General features: G+C 69.1%; 29 protein-coding genes and 1 tRNA gene. 18 read left to right on the top strand and 12 right to left on the bottom strand.

The features are described 5' to 3' along the window. Positions 1-39: 39 nt before the first annotated feature. Entirely contained in the window at positions 40-768 is a 729-nt protein-coding gene (locus tag C470_RS14590) for a CBS domain-containing protein (protein ID WP_008368235.1), read from the bottom strand. Between the two features lie 224 nt (positions 769-992). On the opposite strand from C470_RS14590, the gene udk reads away from it, so the two are divergent. Then, complete coding sequence (udk, locus tag C470_RS14595; RefSeq protein WP_004598434.1) at positions 993-1,691, top strand: uridine kinase; 699 nt, start codon at positions 993-995, stop codon at positions 1,689-1,691. Positions 1,692-1,756: 65 nt separating this feature from the next. Beyond that, positions 1,757-2,152, top strand: a complete 396-nt coding sequence (locus C470_RS14600) for a hypothetical protein (RefSeq protein ID WP_007997252.1) — start codon at positions 1,757-1,759, stop codon at positions 2,150-2,152. 15 nt (positions 2,153-2,167) lie between these two features. On the opposite strand, the gene C470_RS14605 is transcribed toward C470_RS14600, so the two are convergent. Beyond that, positions 2,168-3,550, bottom strand: a complete 1,383-nt coding sequence (locus C470_RS14605) for a DEAD/DEAH box helicase family protein (protein WP_008368236.1) — start codon at positions 3,548-3,550, stop codon at positions 2,168-2,170. Between the two features lie 49 nt (positions 3,551-3,599). Between C470_RS14605 and C470_RS14610 the strand changes: the two genes are divergently transcribed. Beyond that, positions 3,600-4,547 carry an alpha/beta hydrolase gene (locus tag C470_RS14610; protein ID WP_008368237.1) on the top strand — a complete coding sequence of 316 codons (948 nt, stop codon included), beginning with the start codon at positions 3,600-3,602 and terminating at the stop codon, positions 4,545-4,547. Positions 4,548-4,597: 50 nt separating this feature from the next. On the opposite strand, the gene C470_RS14615 is transcribed toward C470_RS14610, so the two are convergent. Continuing rightward, positions 4,598-5,047, bottom strand: coding sequence for a universal stress protein (locus C470_RS14615; RefSeq protein ID WP_004598438.1), 450 nt, complete (start codon positions 5,045-5,047; stop codon positions 4,598-4,600). An 81-nt stretch (positions 5,048-5,128) separates the two neighbouring features. On the opposite strand from C470_RS14615, the gene C470_RS14620 reads away from it, so the two are divergent. Next, on the top strand, positions 5,129-6,757 hold the full coding sequence (locus C470_RS14620; RefSeq protein ID WP_008368238.1) for an amidohydrolase: 1,629 nt from the start codon (positions 5,129-5,131) through the stop codon (positions 6,755-6,757). A 141-nt stretch (positions 6,758-6,898) separates the two neighbouring features. Then, the gene (locus tag C470_RS14625; protein WP_004598440.1) at positions 6,899-7,150 is read left to right on the top strand and encodes a hypothetical protein; all 252 of its coding nucleotides are present in this window, start codon (positions 6,899-6,901) and stop codon (positions 7,148-7,150) included. A 34-nt stretch (positions 7,151-7,184) separates the two neighbouring features. Here the strand turns inward: C470_RS14625 and speB are convergent, their stop codons facing one another. Continuing rightward, entirely contained in the window at positions 7,185-8,039 is an 855-nt protein-coding gene (gene speB / locus C470_RS14630; RefSeq protein ID WP_008368239.1) for an agmatinase, read from the bottom strand. 6 nt (positions 8,040-8,045) lie between these two features. After that, positions 8,046-8,423 (bottom strand): translation initiation factor IF-5A, encoded by a 378-nt coding sequence (locus tag C470_RS14635; protein WP_004598442.1) that lies wholly within the window; start codon positions 8,421-8,423, stop codon positions 8,046-8,048. Between the two features lie 169 nt (positions 8,424-8,592). On the opposite strand from C470_RS14635, the gene C470_RS14640 reads away from it, so the two are divergent. Then, complete coding sequence (locus tag C470_RS14640; protein WP_008368240.1) at positions 8,593-9,285, top strand: hypothetical protein; 693 nt, start codon at positions 8,593-8,595, stop codon at positions 9,283-9,285. Between the two features lie 36 nt (positions 9,286-9,321). On the opposite strand, the gene C470_RS14645 is transcribed toward C470_RS14640, so the two are convergent. Together C470_RS14645 and C470_RS14650 are read right to left on the bottom strand one after the other, a co-directional pair. Beyond that, complete coding sequence (locus tag C470_RS14645; protein ID WP_008368241.1) at positions 9,322-9,606, bottom strand: hypothetical protein; 285 nt, start codon at positions 9,604-9,606, stop codon at positions 9,322-9,324. Next, the gene (locus C470_RS14650) at positions 9,606-10,784 is read right to left on the bottom strand and encodes an aminotransferase class I/II-fold pyridoxal phosphate-dependent enzyme (protein ID WP_008368242.1); all 1,179 of its coding nucleotides are present in this window, start codon (positions 10,782-10,784) and stop codon (positions 9,606-9,608) included. The genes C470_RS14645 and C470_RS14650 overlap by 1 nt, the downstream gene beginning before the upstream one ends. 589 nt (positions 10,785-11,373) lie before the next feature. Between C470_RS14650 and C470_RS14655 the strand changes: the two genes are divergently transcribed. Further along, entirely contained in the window at positions 11,374-12,423 is a 1,050-nt protein-coding gene (locus tag C470_RS14655; protein ID WP_049908778.1) for an AI-2E family transporter, read from the top strand. A 78-nt stretch (positions 12,424-12,501) separates the two neighbouring features. After that, positions 12,502-14,148 carry a succinic semialdehyde dehydrogenase gene (locus C470_RS14660; RefSeq protein ID WP_008368244.1) on the top strand — a complete coding sequence of 549 codons (1,647 nt, stop codon included), beginning with the start codon at positions 12,502-12,504 and terminating at the stop codon, positions 14,146-14,148. Positions 14,149-14,204: 56 nt separating this feature from the next. On the opposite strand, the gene C470_RS14665 is transcribed toward C470_RS14660, so the two are convergent. Together C470_RS14665 and C470_RS14670 are read right to left on the bottom strand one after the other, a co-directional pair. After that, the gene (locus C470_RS14665; protein ID WP_008368245.1) at positions 14,205-14,795 is read right to left on the bottom strand and encodes an NAD(P)/FAD-dependent oxidoreductase; all 591 of its coding nucleotides are present in this window, start codon (positions 14,793-14,795) and stop codon (positions 14,205-14,207) included. Between the two features lie 111 nt (positions 14,796-14,906). Next, entirely contained in the window at positions 14,907-15,725 is an 819-nt protein-coding gene (locus C470_RS14670) for a hypothetical protein (RefSeq protein ID WP_008368246.1), read from the bottom strand. 161 nt (positions 15,726-15,886) lie between these two features. Between C470_RS14670 and C470_RS14675 the strand changes: the two genes are divergently transcribed. The 8 genes from C470_RS14675 to C470_RS14705 all read left to right on the top strand — a co-directional run bounded on the left by C470_RS14675 (position 15,887) and on the right by C470_RS14705 (position 20,845). Next, a tRNA-Tyr gene (locus tag C470_RS14675) sits at positions 15,887-15,960 on the top strand. A gap of 98 nt (positions 15,961-16,058) precedes the next feature. After that, positions 16,059-16,247: a hypothetical protein gene (locus C470_RS14680; protein WP_008368247.1), complete on the top strand. Its 189-nt coding sequence runs from the start codon at positions 16,059-16,061 to the stop codon at positions 16,245-16,247. Between the two features lie 109 nt (positions 16,248-16,356). Further along, positions 16,357-16,920, top strand: coding sequence for a type II toxin-antitoxin system antitoxin SocA domain-containing protein (locus C470_RS14685; RefSeq protein ID WP_152418691.1), 564 nt, complete (start codon positions 16,357-16,359; stop codon positions 16,918-16,920). Then, complete coding sequence (locus C470_RS15870) at positions 16,921-17,505, top strand: hypothetical protein (protein ID WP_152418692.1); 585 nt, start codon at positions 16,921-16,923, stop codon at positions 17,503-17,505. 319 nt (positions 17,506-17,824) lie between these two features. After that, positions 17,825-18,025 (top strand): hypothetical protein, encoded by a 201-nt coding sequence (locus C470_RS14695; protein ID WP_008368250.1) that lies wholly within the window; start codon positions 17,825-17,827, stop codon positions 18,023-18,025. Between the two features lie 467 nt (positions 18,026-18,492). After that, the gene (locus C470_RS15480) at positions 18,493-19,074 is read left to right on the top strand and encodes a hypothetical protein (RefSeq protein WP_008368252.1); all 582 of its coding nucleotides are present in this window, start codon (positions 18,493-18,495) and stop codon (positions 19,072-19,074) included. Positions 19,075-19,399: 325 nt separating this feature from the next. After that, entirely contained in the window at positions 19,400-20,053 is a 654-nt protein-coding gene (locus tag C470_RS14700; protein WP_008368253.1) for a thermonuclease family protein, read from the top strand. Between the two features lie 33 nt (positions 20,054-20,086). After that, entirely contained in the window at positions 20,087-20,845 is a 759-nt protein-coding gene (locus C470_RS14705; protein WP_008368255.1) for a hypothetical protein, read from the top strand. 408 nt (positions 20,846-21,253) lie between these two features. On the opposite strand, the gene C470_RS16200 is transcribed toward C470_RS14705, so the two are convergent. Next, positions 21,254-21,397 (bottom strand): hypothetical protein, encoded by a 144-nt coding sequence (locus C470_RS16200; protein WP_004598452.1) that lies wholly within the window; start codon positions 21,395-21,397, stop codon positions 21,254-21,256. A gap of 112 nt (positions 21,398-21,509) precedes the next feature. Between C470_RS16200 and C470_RS14710 the strand changes: the two genes are divergently transcribed. Continuing rightward, positions 21,510-23,438 (top strand): DEAD/DEAH box helicase family protein, encoded by a 1,929-nt coding sequence (locus C470_RS14710; RefSeq protein ID WP_008368258.1) that lies wholly within the window; start codon positions 21,510-21,512, stop codon positions 23,436-23,438. Positions 23,439-23,510: 72 nt separating this feature from the next. On the opposite strand, the gene C470_RS14715 is transcribed toward C470_RS14710, so the two are convergent. Continuing rightward, the gene (locus C470_RS14715; RefSeq protein WP_004598454.1) at positions 23,511-24,065 is read right to left on the bottom strand and encodes an adenylate kinase; all 555 of its coding nucleotides are present in this window, start codon (positions 24,063-24,065) and stop codon (positions 23,511-23,513) included. Then, positions 24,065-24,349: a DUF5789 family protein gene (locus C470_RS14720; protein WP_004598455.1), complete on the bottom strand. Its 285-nt coding sequence runs from the start codon at positions 24,347-24,349 to the stop codon at positions 24,065-24,067. Before C470_RS14720 ends, C470_RS14715 begins: the two co-directional genes overlap by 1 nt. Positions 24,350-24,509: 160 nt before the next feature. Between C470_RS14720 and C470_RS14725 the strand changes: the two genes are divergently transcribed. After that, positions 24,510-26,273, top strand: a complete 1,764-nt coding sequence (locus tag C470_RS14725; protein ID WP_008368260.1) for a thiamine pyrophosphate-binding protein — start codon at positions 24,510-24,512, stop codon at positions 26,271-26,273. The last annotated feature ends 13 nt before the right edge of the window (positions 26,274-26,286 follow it).

Consider the following 26,286-nt stretch of genomic DNA (forward strand, 5'->3'; position numbering starts at 1 on the left):
GAGGCTGCCGGCCGGCGAACCGGGCGCTTCGAGGCCAGCTCAGATCTCGCGGCAGTTCGGGCAGACCGCCTGCCCGTTCGCAGTGACGAGGTCGGGGACGAGCGCGCCGCAGTTCTCGCAGACCCCCTGCGTCGGGGTCCCGCTCGGCGCGCCCGCGACCGAGTCGGCCCCGCCGTCGGTGCCGGCGGCCTCGTCACGCGACGCGGCCGCGGCGCGCTCCGCGGCCTCCGGGTCCATCGTCGCCTCGGCGCCGCGCTCCGCGTCGGAGTCCGCGGCGGCCGCGGTCGACAGCACCGCCCCCTCCGATCGGGGGGTGCCGGCCGCGCTCTCGTCACCGAACCCCTCGGCGCCGGCGCCGGTCCGCGGGGCGCCCGCGGCGAGCGCGTCGCCGTCCGTGACCACGCCGACCGCCTCCCCGTCGTCGACCGCGACGACGCGGTCCGCCCCCTCCGAGACGAGCCGCTCCTCGACGGCCGCCAGCGAGTCGTCCGGCGACACCGCCGGCAGCGGCGGGCCCATTACGTCGCCGACGGTGAGGTGTTCAGAGGACGCCGCCGCCGATTCGTCGGAGACGCCGATCGCGTCCAGCAGCGCGTCGAGCGCGTCGCGGGACTCCAACCGCCCGACCGGCTCGCCGCCGCGCACGACGACCAAGCAGTTCGTTTCCTCGTCGACCAGCAGTTCGGCCGCCTCCGGGAGCGAGTCAGACTCGCTGACGCCGAGGAACTCGCGGTGCATCACGTCGCGGACCGTGGTGTCTGTTCGCATACGACTCGGATCCGCTCCAACCGGCTAAAAGGTGCCCCCGGTAGCGTTTTATCCGCGCCGGTCGTAGACATGCGATCGGTTCGCACGCAGGACGGAAACGGGGCGTGCGGTGGGGAGACGCGTCGCGTCCGCGGCGGCGAAGCCGAAACGTGCGCGGCGGTGACGAGGACCGCACGCGGCGAGGAAAAGAGAGCGTTCAAACCCTCCGACGTTCGAACTGCGATATGGCCATTCCCTCGTTCGTGATCGGGATCGCGGGGGGGACGGGCGCCGGGAAGACGACGGTCTCCCGGCTCGTCACCCGCGACCTCGGCGACAGCGTCACCCGGATCCCGCTGGACAACTACTACGAGGACCTCTCGCACCTCGAGTTCGAAGAGCGCCAGGAGGTCAACTACGACCACCCCTCGGCGTTCGAGTGGGAGCTCCTCCGGGAGCACTTGGAGGCCCTCTTGGAGGGCCAGTCCGTCGAGATGCCCCAGTACGACTTCGAGATCCACAACCGCGAGGACGAGCGCGTCACGGTCGAGCCGACGGACGTGATCGTGTTAGAGGGCATCCTCGCGCTGTACGACGAGGAGATAAACGACATGATGGACCTCCGGCTGTTCGTCGAGACGGACGCCGACGTGCGGATCCTGCGCCGGATCCGCCGGGACGTGATCGAGCGCGGCCGCGACCTGGAGGGCGTCATCGACCAGTACCTCTCGACGGTGAAGCCGATGCACGAGCAGTTCATCGAGCCCTCGAAGAAACACGCCGACGTGATCATCCCGGAGGGCGCCAACAGCGTCGCGGTGAACCTCTTAGAGGAGAAACTGCGCGCCGAGGTCGAGGGCGACGCGGTCAGGAGTTGGGAGCGCGGCAGCCTCGAATCGGAGCTGGGCGAGAAGCGCTCGCTCGACATGGACGGCGACGACTGAACCGACCTTCTCAAAGCGAGAGAACCGTGGGGGCGACTAATGAGCCCCGTCGCGTATTTCCGACCATGATCCGAGCAATTATCGGCGCGCTCGGTGCGCTCACGGTGCTGGTCCCGGACCGTATCGTCGCCGCCTTCGAACGCGTCGCCGTCGAGAACCCGGACGACGTCGAACCGAGACGGGGAACGCGCCCGACGCTGCGGGCCGAAGGCGTTGCCGTCGTCGCGCTCGCCCTGATCGGCGGCCGGGCCTACGCCCTGGCGATGTACGTCACCAGCGCCTTCGGAACCGTCCTCCTCGTCGTTCCGCGGGCGTACCGCGCGATCGCGCCGCGGCTCCTCTACGAGGACCCGGACGCGGTCGAGTGGCGGCCGGGGTTCGATACGTTCCTCCGGCTCGTCGGCGCGGCGTACGTGCTGTTGGGCGTCAGGGAGCTTCGGCGGGACCGCGACGCGGAGTGAGCCGGCGACGGTCGGCTATCGCCGCCGGCTCGCCACCCGCTCTTCGGCCGTCTCGGCGCTGACGAGCTCGTACAGGGTCGCCCGCCCGCCGTCCTCCTTCGGGCGGAGCACGCGACCGAGCCGCTGAGTGAACTCGCGCTCGCTGCCCGAGCCGGAGAGCAGGACCGCGATGTTCGCGTCGGGCACGTCGACGCCCTCGTCGAGGACGTTGGCGGCGACGACCCGCCCGTACGTGCCGTCGCGGAAGCGTTCGAGAATCTCGCGGCGCTCCGTCGCGCCCGTCTCGGCGGTGATCGCGGGGAGGAGGAAGCGCTCGGAGAGTCGGTAGACGAGGTCGGTGTGGGCCGTGAACACGATCACGCGGTCGTCGCGGTGGCGGTCGAGGATCTCGCCGAGCCGGTCGACCTTCCGGTCGGCGTTCATCATGATCTCGCGGGCGTCCTGTTTCGCGAGGAGCGCCTCGCGGGCGGCCGGGTCGTTGCCCGAGCGCTTGACGAGCTCCTGGTAATCGCTCCCGCTGGAGAACGTGATCCCCGCGTCGCGCACGTACTCGACGAACGTCCCCTGCTTCTCGTCGTAGCGCTCGCGTTCCTCGTCGGTCAGTTCGACTTCGATCCGACGGATGTCGTAGGGCGCGAGGTGGTCGCCCGCGAGGTCGTCCACGTCGAGCGCGTAGACGCGGTCGCCGACCAGGTCGGCGACGACCTCGTGGGCGCCGTCCGGGCGCTCGAAGGTGGCCGTGAGTCCGAGCCGCGCGGGCGCCGCGAGGAGGCGGGCCGCGTCGCGGTACCCCTCGCCGCCGAGGTGGTGGACCTCGTCGAAGACGACGAACTCGAAGGCGTCGCCGACGCCGTCCGCCTTCAGGTACGCCGAATCGTACGTCGACACCGTGACCGCCTCGCGGCGCTGCTCGCCGCCGCCGAACCGGCCGATCGGGACGTCGAACTCGCGCTCTAACTCCCGTTGCCACTGGTCGAGCAGGTCGACCGTGGGGACGACGACGAGCGTCGGGGCGCCCAGCTCGACCATCGCGCGGATCGCGATCACGGTCTTGCCCGCGCCGGTCGGGAGTTCGAGCACGCCGCGCTCGCCCGCCTCGTGCCACGCGTCCAGCGCCTCGCGCTGGTACTCGCGGAGGTCGTAGTCGGTGGCGAGCGCGTCCGCCAGCCCGGCCTCGCTCGCGGCGCGGTCGCTCGCGTCGAGGACCTGGTCGTCGACCGAGACGCCCGCCACTCGGAGCGCGCGTCGGAGTTCGGCGTAGCGGTGCGCGGGCGCCCGACCGGTCCCGGTCCGCGGGTCGGTCTCGACCCCGGGCAGCGGCGGGAGCGCGTCCGGGCCGAGGTCGGCGTCCGCGTCGACTCGGATCGTGCCGTCCTCGTAGGTCAGCCGGACGTCCATCGCCCGGAGTTGCCGACCGACTTACAAAGGCCCACCGCCTCGCCCCGGTATGCGCGCGGCCGAACTCGACGCCGACCTCGCCGCGGCGATCGACGAGATCGAGTCGCTGGGACCGCCCGCGTGGAGCGACCTCTCCGTCGAGGACGCCCGACGCCTGGAGGACGAGCTGTTCTCCGGGCCGCCGGAGCCGCCCGTCGCCGAGGTCCGCGACCGCGCGTTCGACGGCCCGCACGGCGACGTGCCGGTCCGGGTGTATCGGTCCGAGAGCGCCGTCGATGACTCGGCAGCATCCCGCGCCCTCGTCCACTTCCACGGCGGCGGGTGGACGCTCGGGACGCTCGACTCCGTCGACGGTATCTGCCGCGAGCTCGCGACCCGCGCCGACGCGGTCGTCGTCTCCGTCGACTACCGGCTCGCCCCGGAACACCCGTTCCCTGTCGCGGTCGATGAGGCCGCCGCGGCGGTGTCGTGGGTCGCGGAGGCCGCCGACTCGCTCGGCGTCGACTCTGACCGAATCGGCGTCTCGGGGACGAGCGCTGGCGGCGCGCTCGCCGTCGCGGTGTCGCTCCGCGCCCGCGACGTCGGCGACCTCCCCGAGCCGGCCGGCCAGTTCCTGCTCTATCCGATCGCCGGCCACGACTTCGAGACGGACTCCTACCGCGAGAACGCCGACGGGCCGCTCCTGACGCGCGAGGACATGCGATGGTTCTACGAGCGGTACCTCCGGAGTCGGGTGGACGCCGCGAACCCCTACGCGGTCCCGCTCCGGGCGACGGACCTCGGCGACCTGCCGCCCGCGACGGTCGTCACGGCCGGGTTCGACCCCCTTCGCGACGACGGCGTCGCGCTCGCGGAGCGGTTCGGGCGCGAGGGGACCGCGGTCGAACACCGCCACTACCCGGCGATGGCGCACGGGTTCTGTAGCCTCGCGGATCGCGTCGACGCCGCGGAGGCGGCGCTCTCAGCGGTTGCGGCGGACGTGCGAGACCGTTTATAGACACCCCCGAGGCGCCGGCGTCGGCCGCTCGCCTCGGGCGTCGGTTCCGGTCAGGGCTCGACGGTCGTCTTCACGATGCTCACCGGCGCTGGCGACTGGCGGGAGACGCGCTCGGTGACGGAGCCGAGCATGCGGCGGTAGTCGCCCGAGCGCGTCTTCGAGCCCATCACCGTGAGGTCGACGTCCTCCTCGTCGGCGTAGCGGAGGATCTCCTCGTGGGGGACGCCGTACCGCAGCGCGGTGACCGCCTCCACGCCGGCGTCGCGGGCGTGCTCGGCGACGGCGTCGAGCGCCTCGCGGCCGGTCTCTTCGAGCGTCTCCTCGGCGCCCTCGGCGCCGTCGACGAACTCGTCGCCGGAGTAAGCGTTCACCACGTCGCTGTCGACGACGTAGAGGACGTGGAGCGTCGCGTCGTAGCGGTCGGCGGCGTCGATCGCGTGGTCGATCGCGCGGTCGACGCCGACGCTTCCGTCGGTGGGCAGGAGGACGTTGTCGTACATACGCGGCGGTTCGTCGGGCGCCCGAATAAATCGGTCGCCGTTTCCCGAACGGTTAACACGCTGTGAGTCCCCCGAATTTCCATGACCGAGGCCGCGGACCGGATCTTCGTGAACGGGGAGGTACACACGCTCGCGGACCCGGGTTCGGGCGGCGACGCAGACGACGGCGGCGACGCGGTTCACGAGGCCGTCGCCGTGCGCGACGGCGAAATCGTCCGAACCGGCCGGACCCACGACGTGGAACTGCTCGCCGGCGTCGACACCGACGTGGTCGACCTCGACGGGCGCGTCCTCCTCCCCGGATTTATCGACGCGCACACCCACCTCACCACCGTCGGCCGCTACCTCGTCCACGCGGACCTCTCCGCGGCGGACTCCCCGGACGCGGCCGTCGACCTGCTCGCAGAGCGCGCGGCGGAAGTGGAATCCGAGGCGAGCGGCGTCGAGGCGCCGGACGGCGACGGGGAGGCGGAGGACTGGGTGCTGGGTTACGGCTACGACGAGTCGACGTGGGACGAGTCGCGCTACCTGACCCGCGCGGACCTCGACCGCGTCTCGACGGAGCGCCCGGTCGCGGCGTTCCGCGAGGACATGCACGTCGCCGCGGTCAACGGCGTCGCGCTCGACCGCTTCGCGGACGCGCTCGCCGACGCCCCCGACGAGACGGTGCCGACCGACGACGACGGCGAGCCGACCGGCGTCCTCCTCGAGGCCGCTATCGACCCGATTTACCGCGCCGTCGAGCCGGGGCCGGCGGAGACGCGCACGGTCGTCGAGGCCGCGCTGGAGCACTGCGCCGCCCGCGGGATCACCCGGTTCCACGACATGGTCCGCGACTCGCACGCGCCCCGGGTCTACCGCGACCTCGACGCAGCGGGCGAGCTCACCGCCCGCGTTCGGATCAACTACTGGAGCGACCACCTCGACGCGGCGCGGGAGGTCGGCCTCGCCACGAACGCCGGGAGCGAGATGGTCGAGACCGGCGCGATCAAGTCGTACACGGACGGGAGCCTCGGCGGCCGGACCGCGCGCCTCTCGGAGCCGTACGCGGACGCCCCGGGCGAGACCGGCCAGTGGGTCGTCGACCCCGACGAGCTGAACGAGACGGTGGCGGAAGCGACCGAGGCCGGCTTCCAGTTCACCGCCCACGCCATCGGCGACGAGGCGGTCGACGCCGTGCTGGACGCGTACGAGGACGCCTCGCGGACCGATCCGGGCGAGACGCGTCACCGGATCGAACACGTCGAACTGGCCGACGACGACGCGATCGAGCGGCTCGCGGAGACGGGGGTCGTCGCGAGCGTCCAGCCGAACTTCCTGAAGTGGGCTCGGGAGGGCGGCCTCTACGAGGAGCGCCTGGGACCCGAGCGCACCGCGGAGACGAACCGCTACCGCGAGATGCTCGACGCGGGCGTCGAGCTCGCGTTCGGCTCCGACGGGATGCCGATGGACCCGCTCGTCGGCGTTCACCACGCGGTCACCGCCCCCGCGGCGGCGCAGCGGCTCACCGTCACCGAGGCGCTGCGGGCGTACACGAGCGGCGCCGCCTACGCCGGCTTCGACGAGGACCGGCTCGGAACGATCGAGGCGGGAAAGCGCGCCGACCTCGTCGCGCTCGACGATTCGCCGTGGGAGCGCGGCGACGCGATCGACGAGATCGACGTCGCGCTGACGGTCGTCGACGGCGAGGTCGTGTTCGACGACAGGTGAGTCGGCTGCCCGGACGCGCCCGGCCGAGATCCGGGGACGCGCCCGGCCGAGATCTGGGGACGCGCCCGGCCGAGATCCGGGGAACCCGCAATCGCTGCCAGAAAACAGTAGTTATTAATCGTGTAGTTCTAACTCGACGGCATGGCAGAGATAGCCATCGAGTACGCCGCGGGGGACCGCCTCCGGTCGGAGGCGGAGACCGCCCGACGGCTCATCGACGCGTACCTCGGTGACCGCCCCGACGTCGACCGCGTCACGCTGTCGCCCTCCGGCGAATCGGTCTTCTGTGTCAGCGTCGAGGGGGACCGCATCTGGTGTACCGACCCCCGCGAGTGGATCGACTCGATGGAAGCGGTGACCGCCGCGCGGCGGCGTCTCTCCGAGGTCTCGTAAGGTTCGCCCCGCCGTTCCGAAGCCCGGTGCCGGCTCACTCCGAGCCGCCGGTCCGGCCGTCGTCTGCCGCGTCCGCGTGCGAGTGCGCGAACTCCCGCAGCAGTTTGCCCGCCACCGCCGCCGCCTGCCCGTCGTCGCGGTCGTTCACCTCGACGACGTCGAACCCGTCGGCCCGGGGCGCGACCGCGCGGACGAGGTCGCGGACCTCCCGCGGCTCCAGCCCGAACGGCTCCATCGTCCCGGTTCCGGGCGCGTAGGCGGGGTCGAGGCCGTCGACGTCGACCGAGCAGTAGACGGCGTCCTCCCCGAACTCGTCCTCGACGTCGAGCGCGTCGAGCCACCCGCGGGCGTCTTCGGGCGCGACGACCTCGACGTCGGCCTCGGCCGCGCGGTCCCACTCCGCCTCGGATCCGGTGCGGGCGCCGACGATCACGGCCCGGTCGACGCCGAGGTCGTCGAGACACCGGCGCGTGACGCAGGCGTGGTTCCACGGGTTCCCGTCGTACGCCTCGCGGAGGTCGAAGTGGGCGTCGGCGACGACCAAGACGTCGGGATTGACGGCGTCCACGCCCGCGTACGTGACGGTGTGCTCGCCGCCGAGGAGGAGGGGGGTCGCGTCGTCGTAGACGACGCTCCGCAGCTCGGCGGCGAGGTGGTCGAGGTACGCCGGCACGTCGTCCCACGGGCGTACATCGCCCGCGTCGCAGACGCCCAGCGCGGAGAACCGGCTGTCGGTGCGGCGGTCGTAGTCGTCGTACGTCTCGGCGAATCGCCGGACCCGGTCCGGTCCGAACCGGGTGCCCGGCTGAAAAGTGGTCGTGGCGTCGAGCGGAGCGCCGACGACCACGTAGGAAGCAGCTTCGCGGTCGGTCGTCGCCCCGGGGAACATCGCAGACTACCCGATGATCTTCCGTTGGCCCTCGTAGTCGAGGTACTCGATGTTGTCGTCCGAGGTGAAGTCCTCGCCCTCGGGGATCCGCATCGTGAACGTGTCGTAGGTGTCGAGGTCCATCACCTGGACCTCGTCCCCGCTGACGTTGACGACCTGTCCCTGCTTCCGCTGGATGATCGGGACCCACACCTTCGCGTCGACCGGCTGCGAGAGCGAGCGCTTCTTGTCGTCGAAGACGCCCTTCCCCTCGACGCGGGCCTTGGCGCTGCCGTGTTTGCCGGGTTTGGCGGTGCTGTAATGGTTGATCTTACAGGGCGCGTCGTCCATCATCACGTAGCTGCCCTCCTGGAGTTCGCGAACCTGCTTCTGCTCTCGCGGCATAAGCGGTATTTCCCGCGGCGCGTGTATAAACGGTTTGGAACGCCGTCGGGACGGCGTTCGAGGCGGCGTTCGCGCGCCCTCACGGGACCAGGCGGCGGGGCCGGTCGGCGAGCGCGGCGAACCGCTCAGCGGGGAAACACTCAAAGTGGATCCGGAAGCATCGTCTCCCGTGTCCCCGAACGTCCACCCTCTGCTCGCCGCCCCGATCTCGATCGTACCGTCCGCCACACGGGCCGCCCTCCCGCTGACCGCCGGCGGTCTCGTCGTCGCCGGCGCGTTCGTGGGCGGCGGCCTCATGATCATCGGCGGCATCGTCGCGTTGGCGTACCGCTCGGGCGACGAGCGGGTCGACCGCGTCGCGGACGCGCTCGACGGCGACCTCCCCACGCCGACCGACGCGCCGGTCAGGGAAGGCGCGGACGTCCCGTCGGCCGCGAACCTCCACGAGGTCGCCGAACGCGAGGACGGCGACCCGGTGTACGTCCCGGTGATCCGGATTCCGCTGGCGACCGCCGACCCCGGGCGGGACGGCGTGTACCGCCACGCCGCCCGCGCCGCCGCGGCGCTCCACGACGAGTTCGAGGACGCGCACGTCCGCGGGTACGACGTGGAGTTCGGGCTCGACGACGGGTCGCTGGGCGGCGTCGGCCGGACGGTGAAACGCGTCGCGGTCACGCCCGAGATCGCGGCCCGGCTCCGTGACCGCGACTACGATCACCGCGACCTCCGCGAGGACGTGGCCGACGGCGACGACGGCGACCCCGGCGTCCCGCCCGTCGACTGGGGCGACGCGGTCAGCTACGCGACCGGCGACGGTTCCGCCGCGACGGCCGGCGCGGCGGCGACCACCGCGGCGACGTAGGGCCGAGCGGACGGACCTCGGGAAAACCGAGCGCGGCTACGGATCGAGTTCGTCGACGTACTCCTCCGGCTCCTCGTCGTCGTCGACGTTCCCGTCCGGCGGGACGAGCTGTCCCGTGTACAGGTAGCTGACGACGAACATCACGATGAAGCCGACGCCGACCGCGGCCGTCGTCCGGACGACGAACGGGAAGTCGATGGCGTAGAAGAAGCGGTCCGCGACGGCGATGGACAGCGCCGCGGTCACCAGAATCTTCTGCTCGTCGGTGGGGTCGCGGACGAACTCGACCACGTCGTCTTTGAGGTCGTCGAACAGTCCCATCAGGCGTCACCTCCGGTCGTCGCGGCCGAGTCGGGGGCCGCCGCGTGGTCCTCGATCACGCGGCTCACGCGGTCGAGGCCGTCCTCCAGCTCCTCGGTCGGAAGCCCGAACCCGATCCGGAAGCGGTCCGGGAAGCCGAACAGGCCCCCGGGCGCGAGCACGACGCTCGCCTCCTCGACGACCGTCCGGCAGAACGCCTCCGCGTCGTCGAAGCCCTCCGGGACAGTTACGAACGCGTTGACGCCGACCGGGTCGAGCCAGTCGAGGCCGTGGTCGCTGACCCAGTCCGCGACCGTCTCGCGGTGGGCGGCCGCAAGCTCGCGGTTCTCCGAGAGGATCCGGTCCTCGCGCCGCCCCAGGGCCTGCTTCGCGACGTGCTGGCCGAACAGGCTCGGCGAGATGGTCGTGTAGTCCTTCCACTGCCACGCGCGCTCGACGACCGGCTCCGGGCCGGCGATCCAGCCGAACCGGAGCCCGGCGAGCCCGTACGCCTTCGTGAGGCTGGTCGTCGAGACACCGTGCGCGCCGTAGCTCGCGACCGGCGGCCGCGGCTCCTCGGCGAGCAGGCGGTACACCTCGTCGCAGAGCAGGTAGGCGTCGCGCTCGACGGCGACGTCGTAGACGGCCCGCATCGCCGCCTCGTCGTGGTACTGCCCGGTCGGGTTGTTCGGGTTATTCACGACGATCACGGCCGTGTCGTCGCGGGCGGCGTCGGCGATCGCGTCCGGGTCCAGCTCCCACTCGGGGGGCTCCAGTTCGACGCGGGTCACGTCGCCGAACGCGTCCGGCACGGCGTGGAGCGCCTGATAGGTGGGGGTGACGACGACGGCGTGGGTGCCGGAGCCGACGCCAGCCGGCGGAGAGTCTCCCTCGCCGTCTGCGCCCCGCTCTCCGTCGACTGCGCCCTCGTCGCCGAGCAGCGAGAGGAACGTCAGGAAGTTCGCCTCCTGGGTCCCGCAGGTGAACAGCACCTCGTCGGCGCTCCGGTCGTAGCGGTCGCCGACGGACGCCCGGAACTCGGGGTCGCCGTTGGTCGGGATGACGTAGCCGAGCTTCCCCGGGTCGAGGTCGAACCGACTCGCGTCGAGCGACCGGATGCCGCTTTCGGCCAGCATGATGTCGGCCTCGTGTTCGTGCTCCGCGAACCAGCGTTCGAGGCCGAACGGGTCGATGCGCATACCCGGTGTCGGGCCGGCGCGAGGTTAGGTGCTGTGGTTGCTGGTGACGGTGCTGTGGTTCTGGCGGCAACCTCGGGGCGGATCGACGTGTTCGTGATGGGCCTTCGATACTTCGCCGAGAAACGCTTCCAAATTTCGACGGGTTGCTTAGAAATAGCTGACCGCCGAGCGGCGGCAATCACCTCCAAAGCCCCAACCGCTCGGTTCTACGCAGTTGCTGGCGGATCGGCGATGAACACCTCCAAAGCCCCAGCCGCGAGACCACAGTACGCTCGTTGCGCTCCTCGCTCGCTCCGCTCGCTGCGGTGCTTACGTCGCCTACTGTGGTCTCGCGGCTGCCCCTTTGAGTCCCACCCCGCACCGCACCTCACACCTCCCCAGCCTCGTCAGTCGCCGCCGCTTCGCTCCGGCGACTGACTCCCTCGCGCGTGCTCCTCGCGGCCGCCTCCGGCGGCCACTCGGAGGCACGCGCCGACCGCATTGTTCTTTATAAGCAATTGTCGCCGCCGGTCGCAGAGATTTAAAAGAACCAACTCGCGGTCGCCGCGGCCACCGCAACGACTTTGCTCGCCGATAGTGTCTCAGGCACATGGTTCTCACCCGGCAACGGCTGCTTGCGGTGCTGCTCGTCGTTCTGGCGACGCTCGCGGCGGCCGTGCTGGCCGAGGTGCTGCGGACGGTCGTGTTCGCGGTCACCGTCGCGTACGTCCTCTACCCGGTCCGCCAGCAACTGGTGAGCCACGGGCTCTCGCGACGGATCGCGTGCGCCGCCACCACCGCGATCGCCTTCCTCGGCGCCACCCTCCTCGTGGCGCCGCTGCTGTACGCGCTGTACCGCCGCCGGTCGCAGCTGATCGCGATCCTCGAACGGATCCCCGACGCCGTCCCGATCAGCCTCGGCGGCTTCGAGACGGTCGTCGAGATCGCGCCGTTCGTCGCGGCCGCCGAAGCGTTCATCCGAGACGTCGCGCTCGCCGTCGCCGGCGCGGCGCCGGTGCTCGTCTTACAGCTCGTCGTGTTCACGTTCCTCGTGTACGGCATCCTCTACCGTCCGGGAGCGGTCGGGACGGCCGTCTTCGGCGTCGTCCCGGCCGAGTACCACGACATCCCGGCTCGACTCCACAAGCGGACGCGAGAGACGCTGTACTCGATCTACGTGCTTCAGGCCGCGACCGCGGCGGGGACGTTCGTCCTGGCGCTCGCGGTGTTCCGGGTGCTGGGCTACGGCTCGCCGGTCCTGTTGGCCGTCATCGCGGGGGTCCTCCAGTTCATCCCCGTCGTCGGCCCGAGCGTCCTCGTCGTCGCGCTCGGGGCCGGCGACCTCCTCGTCGGGGAGACCGCGCGGGCGGTCGCCGTGCTCGTGATCGGGCTCGTCGTCGTCGCGTTCGTCCCCGACGCGGTGATCCGGACCCGTCTCGCGGGCTGGGCCGGGAAGATCTCTCCCGGGCTCTACTTCGTCGGCTTCGTCGGCGGCATCCTCACGCTCGGCGCCGTCGGCGTCATCGTCGGTCCCCTCGTCGTGTCGCTGCTGCTCGAGGTGATCGACATGCTCTCCGAGGACGGCGCGTCGTCGGAGGCTGTCGGGGGTGAGTCCGTCGCGACGGTCTCCGCCGAGCGGGAAACAGACGTCAGAGAGTGAGTCGGCCCCGTCGAACGGGCCCGACGGGACGAGTCGCCGGTACCGCTTTCCCTCCGCCGACCGTCCGTTCGGTATCTGATGTCCTCGACGGATACCCCCACCGCGGTCGGCGACGCGCCGACGCTCGCGGCGCGACGACTCGACGGCCTCGCCGACCGCGCGGCGCGAGCGCGGCCCGCGGACGACGGCGACGGACCGAGCGGCGATCCCGACGCGATCGACGTGTTCGCCCCGGCGACAGACGAGCGGATCGGGAGCGTCCCGGCCTGCGGCGCGGACGACGTCGCGGCCGCGGTCGAGCGCGCCCGAGCGGCCCAAGAAGCGTGGGCCGAGACGCCGGCGGCGGAGCGCGCGCGGATCGTCGAGCGGTTCGGCGAGCTCGTCGCGGACCGCCGCGAGGAGCTGCTCGACGTCCTCCAGGTCGAGACCGGGAAGTCCCGGCGGACCGCGGTCGAGGAGCTGTTCGACGTGCCCACCGGCTGCTCGTACGTCGCGAGCGAGGCGCCCGACGCGCTCGCCGAGGAGCGACGCCGGGGCGTCGCGCCCGGGATCACGACCGCGACGGTCACGCGCGAGCCGGTCGGCGTCGTCGGCGTGATCTCGCCGTGGAACTACCCGCTCACGCTGTCGATGGGCGACGCGATCCCCGCGCTGGCCGCGGGCAACGCGGTCGTGCTCAAGCCCGACGAGAAGACGCCGTACGGGGCGCTGCTGTGCTCCGAGCTGCTGGAGCTCGCCGGCCTCCCCGACGACCTCTTCCAGGTCGTCACCGGCGAGGGGCCGACGATCGGGGCACCGCTGATCGACGCGGTCGACTACGTCGCGTTCACCGGAAGCACGGCGGTCGGGCGGACGATCGCGGAGCGCGCGGGCCGGAACCTGATCGGCTGCTCGCTGGAGCTCGGCGGCAACAACCCGCTCGTCGTGTGCGCCGACGCCGACGTCGACGAGGTCGCCCGCGGCGCGGTCCAGGCCTGCTTCTCGAACGCCGGCCAGCTCTGCCTCTCCGCCGAGCGGATCTACGTCGTCGAGTCCGCATATCAGGAGTTCCTCGACGCGTTCGTCCGCGAGACCGAGGCGCTGACGCTCGGGACCGGCTACGACTACGACGCAGACCTCGGCTCGCTCGTCGACGCCGACCAGCTGGCTCGGGTCGAATCGCACGTCGAGGACGCGCGCGAGCGCGGCGCGACCGTGGAGACCGGCGGGCGCGCCCGCCCGGACGTGGCGCCGTACTGCTACGAGCCGACGGTCCTGACCGGCGTCGATCCGGACGCGACGGTCGCGTGCGAGGAGACGTTCGGCCCCGTGGCCGCGGTGACGCCGGTTCCCGACGCGGCGGCCGCGGTCGACGCGGCCAACGACTCTCCGTACGGACTCAACGCGAGCGTCTGGACCGCGGACCGCGAGCGCGGCGCGGAGCTCGCCCGCGAGATCGACTGCGGCACGGTGAACGTCAACGACGCGTTCCTCGCGACGTGGGGCGCAAACGACGCGCCGATGGGCGGGTTCGGCGACTCGGGGCTCGGCCGCCGACACGGGCGTGAGGGGATTCAGCGGTACACGGAGGCCCGAACGGTCGGGGTCTCGCGGGTCGGCCCGCTGACATTCCCCGACCGGATCCCGACCGACTGGTTCGTTCGCGCCGCGTTCGCCGCGATGGGGATCGGACGGCGGGCGCGGCGCGGCCTCGACGCGGTCCGTCGCCGGCTGTCGCGTCGCTGACCGGAAGAAGAAAAATCGAGCCGACGGCGCGCCCTCGAAGGCGCCGAAAAGGGGTGTTACTCCTCGTCGTCGATCAGGTCGCCGAACACCGACGCCGCGGTGTCGGGGACGTCGAAGTCGTGGTAGTGCTCGCCCTTCTCGTTCGAGAGGATGTTGAGCGCGGCGGCGGCGCCGTCGCCCGCGGAGATGACCGCTTGCCACTCCTCGGCGCGGGCCATCGCGCCGGTCGCGTAGACGCCCTCGACGCTGGTCTCCATCGAGACGCCGACGCTGACGGTGTCGTCGTCGTCGAACTCGCAGCCGAGCGACTCCGCGAGGTCGCGGTTCGCGCCCGTCGCGAGGACGACGTAGTCGGCGTCGTACTCGCCCTCCTCGGTCGAGACCGTGAAGCCGTCGCCGGCCGCGTCGACGCCGGTGACCTCCTCGCCCTGGTGGCGGTCGACGCCGAAGTCGTCGACCTGCTGGCGTGCGGTCGCCATGAATTCGCTGCCGCCGACGGAGCCCACGCCGAGATAGTTGAACAGGTGCGCCTTGTGCATCCACGTCCCGTCCGTGTCGAAAAGAGTGGTGTCGAGGCCGTTCTTGCTCGCGAACAGTCCCGCGCTCAGGCCGGCGGGTCCGCCGCCGACGATTACGACGTTTGTCATATTCCAAGTAACGCGCCCCGGCTCATAAGCGTTGGCGGAAGCGGGGATCGGCGAGGGCGGAGCGGTCGTCGACGCTGGAGTCGCGGCCGCTGCCGGCCTCGTCGGTCGCGGTCACTCGGTGAAGTCGTCGAGCGAACCGGTGTCGTCGTTCCCGTCGCCGTCCGCGTCCGACTCGCCCCACGGCTCCTCGGGATCGACCGGTTCGACGGCGCGGTCGAGCTCGTCGGCGTCGTACTCGATCTCCTCGTCGAGCAGCATCGCGAGGCGCTGCCAGCGCGCGCTCCGCTCGTCTTCTCCCTCCGGGCCGACGCGCGCGCCGTGGGTCTTGAAGAAGCGGGTGCCGCGCCCGCGCTTCGACCCCTCGCCGGTGTGGCCGTCGAAGACGGCGTCGAACTTGCCGTCCGGTTCGAGGTCGCCGACGGGGAAGTCGTGTGCCGGCTCCTCGCCGTGCTCGCGGGCCTCGGCCCGGATTTCGGCCACCGCGGAGAAGTAGGCGTCCGCGTTCGACGCCTCGCGGGTCGAGCGCGCGCGGGCCGCCGCGAGCGCGGCGTGGACCGCACAGAGCCGCCCCTTCCATTCGTCCGGCTCCCAGCGCTCGGTGGCGAGCTCCTCGTAGCGCTCGATCAGGAGCGCGACCTCGTCGCCGGCGCGGAGGTCCTCGACGACGTAGAGGTTGAGCCGGTCCCAGAGGTTCCAGGCGTACCCGGAGCGGGCCAGCTCCCACGCGGCCCACGCGGCGACCTCCTCGTCGGAGCGCCGGACCGCCTTCTGGAGGAGGCTGGAGACGACGTAGCGGCTGTACCCGCCGTCGGTCTCGTTGGCCTCCTTCTGCTCGCCGAAGTCGTTCTCGCCCGTCGCGTCCGGCGTCGTCTCGGTTTCGAGGCTCCCGTCCGACCCGAACGTCGCCTGTCTGTCGTCGCCGTCGGCCATGTCCCCGCTCCCGCCGCGAGCGACTTAACTGCCGCGCGGCGAGGCGGTCCGGACGCGACGAGAGCGGCGTTCGAGTCCCGCGATCGGGGCCGCGGTACGGCGGATCACACCTGCTCTGAAAGGGAACCCTTAAGTCGAATCCGGCGGCTATGTTTCGGTAACCGCCCTTAGCTCAGCTTGGTAGAGCAGTCGACTGTAGATCGACTTGTCCCCCGTTCAATTCGGGGAGGGCGGACTGGATTTCTACAATTGTGAGCGACAGCGAGCGGTTGGCGGCTTTACTCCTGGCGAGAGATTAGCTCGGGTGTCGCGCCGAACCACTTCTATGTGGGCGTGGCGCTGTCGCTGTTCGGCTTCGCGTCGATCTGGCCGTACTACCCGGCGACCGGCTCGGGCTTCGCGTTCATCGGTCTGCTGGTCGCGCTTGACGACGTGATCGAGTATATGACGCCGTATCCGACGCCGCTCGATCAACTATGGAAGCGTGTCGTACACTCATTTGTTAGAATATTGGAGGTTTGATCGGCTAATAGGCCCTATTACGTTTTTAGAGCGTTTATTCCGGTCGATATTTCATAGGCCAGTTACACCAAGTTTATGCCCCATCCGGGCTGAGTAGGTGTTGTACGACATGACTCCCAGTAACCCCTCTGACGATCCTCAGGTGAGTCTAGATGAGGACGATCAGGAGGAGCTAAAGGAGATAATCGTGGAGTTCCTTTCGCGGTATGAGGGACTCTATGAGAAACGGATACAGAAATTAATCTTCTACGGGGAGATATACACTGCTCAGAAAACGGGCCAGCGATTGACGGATGCTACTTTCATCCCGTATATGTATGGTCCGTTCTCTGAGGTAGTGCGGAAGGCTTTGGACGATCTGAAATCCGAGGGCAGAGTCCAGATTCGGGAGGACGGCCAGTATGCCACTAGTCTGGATGGGGGAGATCTCTCGCCGAAAAAAGAATATCTCATCAGCCGCATCCATGAGGAGACTCGTCGGATGTCCACTGACGAGCTTGTCAAACACGCTAAGGACTCTTGGCTTTGGCAGAACTTTGACCAAGAGGAGGAGATGGACTTCGCAGAGTATATCGACGAGGTCATCATGCCTCCTGAGATGCGTAATCGTATCGGCGAGCCCGATCGCGACCCGGTTGATGACCCTGATTTAGAGAATCTCCTTAGCTCTTAGATGTCGGAATTGCCGACTGACACCCCGTGGGATGTCAATTGGGACAAAAAATTCGAAGAGCAAGTTGACAAATTGAAAAGCGGTGGATATTTTGACAGCTATCGCAAACAGATTATTAAAATAATCGAGAATCCGGTCCGTGAGGGCAAGTACAAGAGTAAGAATCTGAAGGGGTTGAAAACTTGCCACGTATCTGGTAGTACACAGGATATTATCTGTTTTGAGCTTACGCCGGGTATTAACGATCAGGGACAGAGATCCAGTATTGAGGAGTTGTACTTCCACTTTATAGATCACTGGGACAATTACGATTCAGCTCTTTGTGGTCGAGATCCCGCAAGTAGGGATCTAAAATTCGAGATTCAGATTCCCTACTTGGCTCAGGGATTCGAAATAGAACGTGTGAAAAGCTCAGTGTATAATCTCGTCGGTGACGTAGACGGATGTGCTGTCACTAACGAAGAGTGGGGCGACGAGTACCTTCTACTTGAAGGAAACATCCCTAGATCAATGGAAGAAGACCTGAACGAACTGATGCCCGAAGACGCTAAGACGGAGATCGTGGACGACGGACTATTTGATTAGACGAATGCCTGCGTCCGCTCTTCAGTATGCTCGCTGACGACCTTGTCAACGCCGTCCCGGTCAACCATCGCCGCGTGTAGGGCCTCGCCCGTCATCATCAGCTCGCTCATATCGTCGGCCTGCTCGATCCCCTAGTCCCACGCTTCACGTTCACCGGGACGGAAGATCCCGTGGTCGTCGATCGCGGCGACCAATTCACGCAGATCCTCGCGATAGGCGGACTGGAGAGACATGTTTCACTTTTACTCACCGGGTATGGCTTATGTCTTTATTTAAACACCCGCTCCGTCCATGTGTGCCGCCAAGTAGGACGCAGCAGATGATTGTTGAGCAGCGCGCGAAGGAACTGGAGGATTTCCGGCGGATGCTTCGACCGGAGGCGGAGCAGGCGTTCGGCGAAGTGCTGGGGATGATGTGCGCCAACGTTGGCGCCGCTGAGTATCTGGAGCCGGCGTCACCGCGGCGAGGGATGGACCTCTCGCTGTACATCGAGGCCGAACTGGAGCAACAGGCGCTCTAAAGAGAAATTGAAGAATTATAGCAAGAAATTGAGCAATTAAAGAACTATCTGATCTCAAGTGAGTGAATAAATAGAGTTTGAATGTGGTGTATGCTGTCCAGTATTATTTTGCGTTGACGTAAACAGCGACACCAGCGATTGAAGCCGACAGGAACGCTACGAGGTTCGCTTGTGCCGAAAATCCTGTCGGAGACAGACCACGGAAGTAAATCCATAGCACGCTGAAGAGGACGAATACCAGACACCCCAGCAGTGCTTCGGCACTAATTGTCATCACTAGTCACCTTTCGTCTGCTCATGTTGATGCTGTTGGAATGCATCAACACCTACAACGGCGTAAGAGCCGTTATAACAGGCTGAAACTCTTTAGTTCGACAAACGAGGAATCCGGTTCTACAATTCGGGAACCTACTTCGACGAATGTAGAATGGGAGGAAAGTTTTGACCTCCCGTGCTGTTTTTGCTCTATGGAGAGTGAACAGGATGAATTACCAGATTGGATCTCCTCCAGAATTGAGGAACCAAATTACAATAAAGACCTGACACAGAAACGAGTTGCTGAGGAGTTTGAATTTGGTGACCGACCGTTCTATAATGTTTCTCAGATGCACGCTGCCCTCGGAGGATCGGTTAGTGATGACACTGTACGGACTCGACTAAAAGAACTGAATGAGAGGGACGTACTACAGCTTCAAGAGGTCAACAACGGGAAGATTTACTGGCTCGATCGTCCTGAGTCAAGCTGGCCTATTCCACCAGATGTTGAGGTTGAACCGAAGTCGTCTGAGATGACGCTTTCCGAATGGCGAAGTCAGACACATGTCCAAACAGCAGCTGTATCCATACTTGCCGCAATATTAGGGACCGCTGTGACGCTCGTCGGTGTTTTTCAGACTGGTGGCTACTATCAACTCCCAATTTCTGGTGGTGAACTCATCACATACGGGCTAAGCGCTGCGCTGATGAGTTATGTGGGACTGTTTGCTTCAGGAGCTATGTGGATATTTACTCAATCAGAACCCGACGAGACATCATTAGGGATTGAATGAACTGTAACTCTAGAAGTGGTTCACAACAGAACCGAGAATATTAGGCGCTGAAAAGTAACAGCGAAACCGCTCGATCGCGGCCGAGCGTGAAGGCAAGGCCGCCACCACCCGACTTTTCACGGCTCCCGGCCACGCGTGAGTATGAGCGTTCGCTGGCGGCCGATCGCGGTCGTCCTCCTCGTCGTGCTCGCCGGCTGCGCCGGCGCGCCGGTCCCGGACGTCGGCACCGACTCCCCCCCCTGCCGACCTCAACTCGCCGCCGCCCGACGACCCCGACGGCGTCGACCCAAACGACCCGGACGACACGGCCTGGACCGGCACCGTCGTGCGCGTCGTCGACGGCGACACGATGGAGGTCGAGTTCCCGAACGGCGAGGTCGACACCGTCAGGCTCCTCGGCGTCGACACGCCCGAGACGAGCGCGGAGTCGACCTCACCCGACGAGTTCGAGGGGATCCCCGACACCGACGAGGGCCGGGCGCACCTCCGGGCGTGGGGCCTCGAGGCGTCGACGTTCGCGGAGTCGGAGCTCGCCGGCGAGGAGGTCACGGTCGTCACCGGCGGCGACCGCCGCGGGAGCTACGGCCGCCTGCTCGCTGTGCTGTACGTCGACGGCGAGGACTTCAACGAGCGCCTGCTCACGGAGGGGTACGCGCGGCTGTACGACACCGAGTTCGCGAAGCGGGACGCGTACGCCGCGGCCGAGGCGGACGCGCGGGAGCGCGGGGCGGGGCTCTGGGCGTTCGACGAGTCCGACTACCCGACCGAGGCGAGCGAGGTCGACGACGGTGATCTCCCGCCGCTCCCGGACGACGGCGACTACGACTGCGGCGACTTCGACACGCGGGCGGAGGCGAACGCGGTCCTCGACCGGTCGCCTGACGACCCGCACAACCTCGACGCGGACGGGGACGGCGAGGCGTGCGAATCGATCCCCGAGTTCGGGGTTACCCCGGCCGCCCTCCCTGTGTCGCCGTAACACACTTAAGAGCGCGCTCGATACGGTGTCGTAGTGGCATCCCGACAGGGCGGGTCGGGGGACGCGGAGCCCCTCGGACCCGGATCGACGGAGCGTCGGACCGCTTCCACGACGGCCGCCGCGACCCGCGAGGACGACGTCCGGCCTCGGCCCCCGCCGGAGTCGCCCGCGCGTCGCCGACAACGGGCCGGTCGGTCCGACCGGCTCGACCGTCGCGCGGAGTATCGATCGGTCGACTCGCGCCGCGGCGGGGCGGCCGCCGCCCGGACGCCGGAGGACCCGCCGGTGCGCGACCCCTCCCTGTACGCGCTCACCGACCACTTCCGCGAGCGGCTCGAACAGCCGGGCCGGTACGTCTCGACGCGCACCGTGAGCGACGCGATCCGCGAGGGACAGCTCCGGTGGAACAGCACCGACGGCTGGCGGTTCGCGCTGGTCGAGGGCGGCGTCCGGTTCGTCGTGGTCGTGAGCGACACGGAGACGAACTCCCCGGTGGTCGTGACCGGCTGGACCGAGGTCGCGGACCGCGAGGCCGCCCTCGAAGCCTCGCGGTGGGACGGCGTCGACGTCGACACCATCGCCGTGCGCGCCGCCCTGAGCGAGTCGGCGTCGACGCCGATCCCCGACCGGATCCGCCCCCGGACCGTGACTCGCCCCTTCGAGGTGGGCCAGCACCGCCTCGAAACCGAGTCGGGCGAGCCGTTCGTGCGCTGTACCGACTGCGGCTGCCGGTTCCGCTCGAAGGAGGGGATCACCTCGCGGCGGTGTCGGCAGCGGTCGCCGGGTCGGTAGCCGGCGGCGCTATTTATAAACGACCCCCGAGTAGTCACGCGATTCGCGAACGGCTCGGCTGTGCGGTGGCGCGTGCCTGCGAGCGGGCCACCGGCCCGCGAGCCAGCACGCGCGAGGGACGCGGTGAGCGCTCGGAGAGCGCGAACCGCGAGGCTGGGGAGGTATGAGGAGCTGTGCGGGGCGGTGCGGGGCGGGACTCAAAGGGGCAGTCGGGAGGTCGGCGCACACCCGTTGCGCTCCTCGCTCGTTCGCTCCGCTCACTCGCTGCGGTGCTGACGTCGTCTGCGCCGGCCTCCCGACTGGGGCTTTGGCGGTGTTTCCCGGGTCAACGGTAGCAGCTATTTATAAACGGCTGACCGGGCCGCCGTCTCGGACACGCCATCGACTCGGCCGAACGCCCGTCGAGAGTTATAATCCGATGATGTCGTCGAGTTCGACGTCGCTCACGCGGCCGCCGCACACCGCGCACTCCGCGACATCACGGGGACCGGCCCCGCCCTCCATGTGGAGGTTTCCGCACTCGGTACACACTTCGAATTCAGCGTCGAGCATGGGGCCGGGCGTTTTTCGAATTCGCCCTATATGCTTTGTGCCGAGCGCCGGCCGACCGGACCGCCCACCCGGTGACGCTATTCATTTCCGCGTCGCGGTCGAAGCGTCGGTGATGACCGACGACACCGGCGATGACGCCGGCGAAGATTCCGGAGGCGACGCTCCCACCGACGACGCGACTCCCGACCCCGACAGCTCTGACGCCGACAATCTCTCCTTGGATCGCTTCCACGAGGCGCTCGAAGCCGAGGAGCGCCCGGTCGCGACCGCGAGCGAGGTCGCCCGCCGAATCGGAACCACACAGGCCGCGGCCCGCGACGCCCTCTCGGCGCTCGTCGACCGCGGCGACGTGGACCGGCTCGACGTCGAGGCCGACCCCGTCGTCTTCTACCCGCGCGACTGGGGCGCGCTGGCGAGCCGCGAGCGCGTCGTCGTCTTCCCGGAGCGCCGCGAGATCGTCGTCGACCGGCCAACCCAGTACACCCGCGCACGGCTCTCGCAGTTCGCGCACCTCGTCGACACCACGGGCACGGAGCCCGGCACGCGCGGCTACCTCTATCGGATCCGGCAGGAGGACGTGTGGGCCGCGCCGTTCGACGCCGCCGACGCGCTCGTCGAGGCGCTGCGCTCCGTCCTCCCGAGACGGTTCGAACACCTCGAAGACTGGGTGCGCGACCAGTGGCGCCGCGCGCACCGCTTCCGGTTGTACACCCACGCGGACGGCTACGTGGTCCTCGAAGCCGCCTCGGAGAGCCTGATGGGCAACGTCGCCGACCAGCACCTCGCCGACGACCACCTCCGCGCGCCCATCTCCGACACCGAGGCGTGGGTCAACGAGGACGCAGTCGCCGCGGTGAAGCGCGCGCTCTACGACGCCGGCTACCCGGTCGAGGACGACCGCGACCTCGAAACCGGCGACCCGGTCGAGATCGAGCTCACGACGGACCTCCGCGACTACCAGGCGACGTGGGTCGAGACGTTCCTCGACCGCAAGTCGGGGGTGTACGTCGGGCCGCCCGGATCCGGGAAGACGGTCGCCGCGATCGCGACGATCGCCGCGGTCGGCGGCGAAACGCTGATCTTGGTCCCCTCACGCGAGCTCGCCGACCAGTGGCGCGAGGAACTGCTCGACCACTCGACGGTCGACCCGGCCGACATCGGGCTGTACCACGGGGGCACGAAGGACGTTCGCCCCGTCACGATCGCGACCTACCAGATCGCCGGGATGGACCGCCACCGCAGCCTCTTCGACTCCCGCGAGTGGGGGCTGATCTGCTTCGACGAGGCTCACCACGTCAGCGCCCCCGTCTACTCCCGCACCGCCGAGCTCCAGAGCAAACACCGGCTCGGGCTTTCGGCGACCCCCGTCAGCGAAACGGGCAGCGAGGAGGAGATCTACACCCTGATCGGCCAGCCGATCGGCGCCGACTGGGACTCACTCTTCGAGGCCGGCTTCGTTCAGGAGCCGGAGGTCGAGATCCGCTACGTCCCGTGGCGCGACGAGACGGCCCGCAACGAGTACGCCGCCGCGGACGGCCGCGAGCGCAGACGGCTCGCGGCCGAGAACCCCGCGAAGGTCGAGGAGATCCGCTACCTGCTCGCGGCCCACCGCGACAAGAAGGCGCTCGTCTTCGTCGAGTACCTCGACCACGGCCGAGAGATCGCCGACGCGCTCGACGCCCCGTTCATCAGCGGCGAGACGCCGCACCGCGAGCGCGCGGAGCTGTTCCGACGGTTCCGGGCGGCGGACGTCGACGCTGAAGACACCGAAACCGACGACCTCGACGTCCTCGTCGTCTCCCGGGTCGGCGACGAGGGGATCGACCTCCCGAACGCCGAGCTAGCGGTCGTCGCGAGCGGCCTCGGCGGCTCCCGGCGACAGGGCTCTCAGCGCGCGGGCCGGACGATGCGCCCGACCGGCTCCGCGCTCGTCTACGTCCTCGCGACGCGCGGGTCGAGCGAGGAGGAGTTCGCCCAGCGCCAGATGCGCCACCTCGGCCGGAAGGGCGTCCGCGTCCGCGAGACGAACGTCGCGGAGTGACGCGCGACGCGACTCCTCAGCCCCCGACGCGACCCCCTCTGCCCGCGGTGCGGGTCGGCCCGAGTCGGGCGGTCAGAGCGAGTCCGCCAGGCGTTCGGCCGCTGCTTCGATCTCCCCCTCGTTCTCGACGAACCGAACGGGCGCGTTCTGGTCTCTCGCGTACTGGAGCGCCGCGGACCGGTTGAGGTCCTGCTCGAAGTCGATCTGGCGTTCGGTGATCCCGTCGAGGTCGCGGTCGCTCTCCCGTCGCCGTTCGAGGATCGTCGCCGGGTCCGCCTCCACGAGGACGAACGCGTCGGGCGAGACGTCCTGGAGCACTTCGACCGGCAGCCCCTGGACGTATCCGGTCTGCGCCTCGACCGCGAGGTGCGTCGAGAGGATCACGTTCGTCGTCGCCGCCTCCTCGGCGACGAACTCGCCCGCGCGGCGCTGGAGGCGACGCGTCTCGGTCTGCGAGAGCGTGCCGAGCTGGGCCCGCTCGGTCGTGATTCCCATCGCCGCCGCCTGTTCGAGCATCACGTCGCCGAAGTTGATCAGCTTGTACCCGTCTCCGAGCCCGCGCCTGACCGCCTGACAGACGCTGGAGAGGCCGACGCCGTTGACCCCCGACACGAGCGTGACGGACATCAGAAGCTCACCTCGTTTTCCTCGTCGCCCGACATCCCGCCGCGGTCGTCGTAGTACCGGCGCCCGATGAACTGGGCCCCGACGAGCATCATCAGCGTGTCGTAGAGGTCGTCCGCCGAGTCGAACGTCTCGACCTCTGACCGGTCGATGACCGCCCGGATAGTCGTCGACTCCCCGCCCGGCGGCGACAGCTCCGTGTCACCGACCGTCTCCAGCACCTCGCTTCGGGGTGCCGGAAACTCCAGCTTCCTCGCGAACAGGTCCCGCGTCTCTGGTAAGCGCATCCATACCATATGACAACGCACGCGAGTATAAGTGTGTATGTACCGCGGGGCGTCGTCGCGCCTCCCGGCCGTTGCCTTCGCGCGCCCGCCGGCAGCACGGACCCCACCGCGGGCCGTCGTCCGGCGAAGCTTTCAACACACACTCCGGTGACTTCGCGACATGGACGCTGACAAGTCCTCGCCCGCGACCGACAGGGACGCCGTCCCGCACCCGACCGTCGCCGAGGCGGTCGTCGACGCCATGCTCGACCGCGGCGTCGACACCGTCTTCGGCATCCCCGGGAAGCAGACCCTCCCGCTGAACCGAGCGCTCGCCGACCGCGACGCGCGGTTCGTCGTCGCCCGCCACGAGACCGCCGTCCCGCACCAGGCGTGGGGGTACGCCGAGACGAGCGAGCCGGGCGAAATGGCCGCCACCTGCGTCGTCCCCGGCCCGGGCGACACGAACGCGATGAACGGGCTGAAGAACGCCCTCAACGACTGCGTCCCCCTGCTCCACCTCGCGGTCGAGACGGAGCGGTCGGTCCGCGGCGGCGACGGCATCCACGAGACGCCGCCCGAGACGTACGACACGGTCGTCAAGGAGAACGTCCTCGTCGACTCGCCGGCGGGCGCGGTCCCGGCCGTCGTCGAGGCGATCCGCACCGCGCGCGAACACCCGCAGGGACCGGTCCGCGTGGGGATCCCGAAGGACGTCCTCGCGGGTCGCACGCCCCAGCCGGCGGTCGGCGAGCGCGACCCGTCCCCGCCGCCGTCCCCGCCCGCCGAGGGGGTCACGGAGGCCGCAGACCTGCTCGCAGACGCGGGCGCTCCCGTCCTCCTCGCCGGCGGCGGCGTCAGGCGCTCGGGCGCCAGCGACGCGCTCCGGTCGGTCGCGGAGGGCCTCGACGCGCCGGTCGTGACGACTTATAAGGGAAAAGGGACGCTCCCCGAGTCGCACCCGCTGTCCGCCGGCGTCCTCTGCGGCGGCGCGAGCGCGGAGCTCCGCGACCTCCTCGCGGACGCCGACGTCGGCCTCGTCGTCGGCTCCGACCTCGACGCGGTCGCGACCGCCTCGTGGTCCGTCTCGATGCCGGAGACGCTGGTCCACGTCACGCTCGACGGCGACGACGTGGGATTCGGCTACGAGACCGACCTCGGCGTCGTCGCCGACGCGGACCGCTTCCTCCGCGCGCTCGACGAGGAATTCGCCGACGAGCGCGCGCCGTCTCGCGACCGTTCCGGCGCCGAGCGCGCGGAGTCGGTCCGCGCCGCCGACCGCGAGCGGTTCGCGGCCCTGTCGGCGTCGACCGACGGCGACGGCGGCGTCAGCGGCGACGACCGCGACGACCGCGATTCCCGCCCGCTCCGCTCCGTCGAGGTCCTCTCGGCGGTGCGCGACGCGGTCCCGGAGGAGGCGGTCGTCACCGCCGACGCGGGCGGGTTCCGGCTGTGGACGCTCGTCTCTTTCCCCGCCGCGGGACCGCGGTCGTACGTCAACCCCGGCTCGTGGGCGACGATGGGGACCGGGCTCCCCTCGGCGATCGGCGCCAAGCTGGCGAACCCGGACCGCGACGTGGTCGCCCTCACCGGCGACGGGGGGCTCATGATGTGCGTCCACGAGCTCCACACCCTCGCTGCGGCGGGGATCGACGTGACCGTCGTCGCGCTCAACAACGACGACTACGCGATTATCAGCGAGGCGGCGTCGCGCTCGTACGAGTTCTCCGAGGGCGCCTACGGCTGGGCGGAGACCGGCCTCGACCTCGTCGCGGTCGCGTCGGGGATGGGCCTGCCGGCCGAGCGCGTCAGCGAGCGCGACGCGGTCGGAGACGCCGTTGAGCGCGCTCGGGGCCGGGACGGGCCGGCGCTCGTCGAGGTCGTCACCGACCCGGCCGAACCGCAGGCGAGCGAGTGGATGACGGGCGCGCGTCCCGGCGAGTAGCTTCCGTTTCACG

This window comes from Halorubrum distributum JCM 13561, from assembly GCF_000337395.1.
GTDB classification, from domain to species: domain Archaea; phylum Halobacteriota; class Halobacteria; order Halobacteriales; family Haloferacaceae; genus Halorubrum; species Halorubrum distributum.

Excerpts from the sequence above, each read along its gene's own strand:
- C470_RS14590 (WP_008368235.1), bottom strand. The coding sequence starts at position 768 with ATGCGAACAGACACCACGGTCCGCGACGTGATGCACCGCGAGTTCCTC.
- udk (WP_004598434.1), top strand. The coding sequence starts at position 993 with ATGGCCATTCCCTCGTTCGTGATCGGGATCGCGGGGGGGACGGGCGCC.
- C470_RS14600 (WP_007997252.1), top strand. The coding sequence starts at position 1,757 with ATGATCCGAGCAATTATCGGCGCGCTCGGTGCGCTCACGGTGCTGGTC.
- C470_RS14605 (WP_008368236.1), bottom strand. The coding sequence starts at position 3,550 with ATGGACGTCCGGCTGACCTACGAGGACGGCACGATCCGAGTCGACGCG.
- C470_RS14610 (WP_008368237.1), top strand. The coding sequence starts at position 3,600 with ATGCGCGCGGCCGAACTCGACGCCGACCTCGCCGCGGCGATCGACGAG.
- C470_RS14615 (WP_004598438.1), bottom strand. The coding sequence starts at position 5,047 with ATGTACGACAACGTCCTCCTGCCCACCGACGGAAGCGTCGGCGTCGAC.
- C470_RS14620 (WP_008368238.1), top strand. The coding sequence starts at position 5,129 with ATGACCGAGGCCGCGGACCGGATCTTCGTGAACGGGGAGGTACACACG.
- C470_RS14625 (WP_004598440.1), top strand. The coding sequence starts at position 6,899 with ATGGCAGAGATAGCCATCGAGTACGCCGCGGGGGACCGCCTCCGGTCG.
- speB (WP_008368239.1), bottom strand. The coding sequence starts at position 8,039 with ATGTTCCCCGGGGCGACGACCGACCGCGAAGCTGCTTCCTACGTGGTC.
- C470_RS14635 (WP_004598442.1), bottom strand. The coding sequence starts at position 8,423 with ATGCCGCGAGAGCAGAAGCAGGTTCGCGAACTCCAGGAGGGCAGCTAC.
- C470_RS14645 (WP_008368241.1), bottom strand. The coding sequence starts at position 9,606 with ATGGGACTGTTCGACGACCTCAAAGACGACGTGGTCGAGTTCGTCCGC.
- C470_RS14650 (WP_008368242.1), bottom strand. The coding sequence starts at position 10,784 with ATGCGCATCGACCCGTTCGGCCTCGAACGCTGGTTCGCGGAGCACGAA.
- C470_RS14655 (WP_049908778.1), top strand. The coding sequence starts at position 11,374 with ATGGTTCTCACCCGGCAACGGCTGCTTGCGGTGCTGCTCGTCGTTCTG.
- C470_RS14660 (WP_008368244.1), top strand. The coding sequence starts at position 12,502 with ATGTCCTCGACGGATACCCCCACCGCGGTCGGCGACGCGCCGACGCTC.
- C470_RS14665 (WP_008368245.1), bottom strand. The coding sequence starts at position 14,795 with ATGACAAACGTCGTAATCGTCGGCGGCGGACCCGCCGGCCTGAGCGCG.
- C470_RS14670 (WP_008368246.1), bottom strand. The coding sequence starts at position 15,725 with ATGGCCGACGGCGACGACAGACAGGCGACGTTCGGGTCGGACGGGAGC.
- C470_RS14685 (WP_152418691.1), top strand. The coding sequence starts at position 16,357 with ATGACTCCCAGTAACCCCTCTGACGATCCTCAGGTGAGTCTAGATGAG.
- C470_RS15870 (WP_152418692.1), top strand. The coding sequence starts at position 16,921 with ATGTCGGAATTGCCGACTGACACCCCGTGGGATGTCAATTGGGACAAA.
- C470_RS14695 (WP_008368250.1), top strand. The coding sequence starts at position 17,825 with ATGATTGTTGAGCAGCGCGCGAAGGAACTGGAGGATTTCCGGCGGATG.
- C470_RS15480 (WP_008368252.1), top strand. The coding sequence starts at position 18,493 with ATGGAGAGTGAACAGGATGAATTACCAGATTGGATCTCCTCCAGAATT.
- C470_RS16200 (WP_004598452.1), bottom strand. The coding sequence starts at position 21,397 with ATGCTCGACGCTGAATTCGAAGTGTGTACCGAGTGCGGAAACCTCCAC.
- C470_RS14710 (WP_008368258.1), top strand. The coding sequence starts at position 21,510 with ATGACCGACGACACCGGCGATGACGCCGGCGAAGATTCCGGAGGCGAC.
- C470_RS14715 (WP_004598454.1), bottom strand. The coding sequence starts at position 24,065 with ATGTCCGTCACGCTCGTGTCGGGGGTCAACGGCGTCGGCCTCTCCAGC.
- C470_RS14720 (WP_004598455.1), bottom strand. The coding sequence starts at position 24,349 with ATGCGCTTACCAGAGACGCGGGACCTGTTCGCGAGGAAGCTGGAGTTT.
- C470_RS14725 (WP_008368260.1), top strand. The coding sequence starts at position 24,510 with ATGGACGCTGACAAGTCCTCGCCCGCGACCGACAGGGACGCCGTCCCG.